Origin of the sequence: Nostoc sp. (assembly GCF_036917455.1) — a bacterium.
In the GTDB taxonomy this organism is placed as follows: domain Bacteria; phylum Cyanobacteriota; class Cyanobacteriia; order Cyanobacteriales; family Nostocaceae; genus Nostoc.
On sequence record NZ_JBALDK010000156.1, the window covers coordinates 1 to 1,975 of the forward strand.

General features: G+C 43.7%; 1 protein-coding gene. It reads left to right on the top strand.

Going from position 1 to position 1,975, the window contains the following annotated elements:
* Positions 1-128: 128 nt before the first annotated feature.
* On the top strand, positions 129-1,853 hold the full coding sequence (locus V7K42_RS16955; RefSeq protein ID WP_334918025.1) for an IS1634 family transposase: 1,725 nt from the start codon (positions 129-131) through the stop codon (positions 1,851-1,853).
* Positions 1,854-1,975: the final 122 nt, after the last annotated feature.

Genomic DNA, 1,975 nt, shown 5'->3' on the forward strand with positions numbered 1-1,975 from the left:
CTGTACGTTCGCTCATTTTGTGAGGGTGAGAGGAATTAATGCCTTCGTGGGAAAGGAATAGGGCGATCGCTGATGGTGCACCAAATTCCTTTAGTCTATAAGATATGCTGTTGGAGAGGGGCATACGTATGGTGGTCAGTGAGCAGGTAAAAATTAATTCAGAAAGAATTGATGATATTCCCGTGATAGTGGAATGGCTAAAAAAGATGGAAATAGCCAAGTTTATTGACCAAAAGCTGAGTCCACCTCATGGAAACCACAAAGGACTGAGCTACGGACAATTGAGTGTATTGTTATTAACATATATAATTACCCAGTCAGACCATCGGTTGTCGGCTGTGGAACCCTGGGTAGAAGCACACCGAAAGATTTTAGAGTTAAGTATGGGGTGGTCGATAGGGGAAAAAGATGCCAGTGATGACCGATTGGCAAGGGTAGTTGAAGAGTTAGGTAAGCAGTCAGAGGCAAGGCAGGAAATAGAAGTAAAGTTGGGACGGCATTTGATTCGTGCCTACGAATTACCTACTCTAGTAGCGCGAGCAGACACAAGTAGTTTTAGTGTGAATCATCAACAGGTAGATTGCCCAGAAGAAAGTCTACTGCGTTATGGCTATTCCAAAGACTTTCGCCCAGACTTGTTGCAATACCGTCAATTACTGGCAACCCTCGATCCAATGGGAATGCCATTGGTGTGCGCCACCCTGTCAGGAAATGGAGCTGATGACCCATTATATTTACCAACATGGCAACAAATGGTAAAAGTAATTGGACACAAAAAATTTGTCTTTATCGCTGATTGTAAAGCTGCTGCAATTGCAACTCGCGCTACCATTGCAGCAAATGGAGGTGTTTATTGCTTTCCTGTGTCTATGAGTGGGCAACATCCCTTATATCTCAGGCAATGGGTACTTGACCCACCAAAGCAGACAATGGATATTCGTTTACCTCGTCAGGATGAAGAGGAAGGTGCTGTCGGGAAGGGTTTTGAAGTGGAGTTAGGGAAGTTTTGGTTAAAGGAAGAAACCAACAAATTGATCCGTTGGCACGAACGTTACTTGGTAGTTTATTCCCAAAGCCTTGCAGCATCTGCCATACGTGGTCAACAGCAACGCATCTTGACTGCAAGAACTGCTCTGGATAAATTAGCAACAAAACCTGGGGACGACTGGGAGCAACTCACCCATAAAGTAGAAAACATTCTTAAGCGCTATCGTGTCAACGATTTCTTCTCAACAATTATCACAGAAGAAATCATCCAAGAAACTCGCAATTGTAAACGGGGACGACCATCAAAAAACTCTCCAACGGAGTCCGTGACTAGGATATGTCTTCAACTTCATATTCAGCCGATTGATACTGCGATTAAGGAAGCAGAAACTTTGGCAGGATGGCGATTGTATGTTACCAATGCGCCGACCACTCAACTGACCTTACCACAAGCCGTCATATATTACCGGGATGAGTGGCTTTTAGAGCGTGGGTTTCACCGTTTTAAAAGAGGTTCTTTGCCAGCCTTGCCTATTTACTTCCAAAACCAAGACCGAATTACAGGCTTGATGTTCGTCTTGAACATAGCTTTGCGCGTATTTACCCTGATGGAGTTTGTAGTCCGGCAGGCTCTCCACCAAACTCAACAATCTCTGGCTGGTCTTTATGATGGCAATCCAAAGCGAAAAACTTATCGCCCATCTGCCGAGCGAATGCTCAAGGCTTTTTGTCACCTTACTCTCTATCACCTCAGCAATTCTACCATCTTCATCACGCCTCTGTCCGAGCTTCAAAAACAGATTCTTGCACTGATGAAAATGCCTGAATCTCTTTATCAATTAGATTCTCAGATGTGCAAGACATAATTACCTCTCACAGAAAGTGGACATAATCAGTAAACCACAAAGTTTTCAAAACCAACGTAAAAACAGTGGTTTCAGCCATTGTGGATCTGGAGTATTCACGATTGATTTTAGAGGGATCAAGC

Bases quoted from the DNA above. Each gene is read 5' to 3' on its own strand.
- V7K42_RS16955 (WP_334918025.1), top strand. From the start codon at position 129: ATGGTGGTCAGTGAGCAGGTAAAAATTAATTCAGAAAGAATTGATGAT.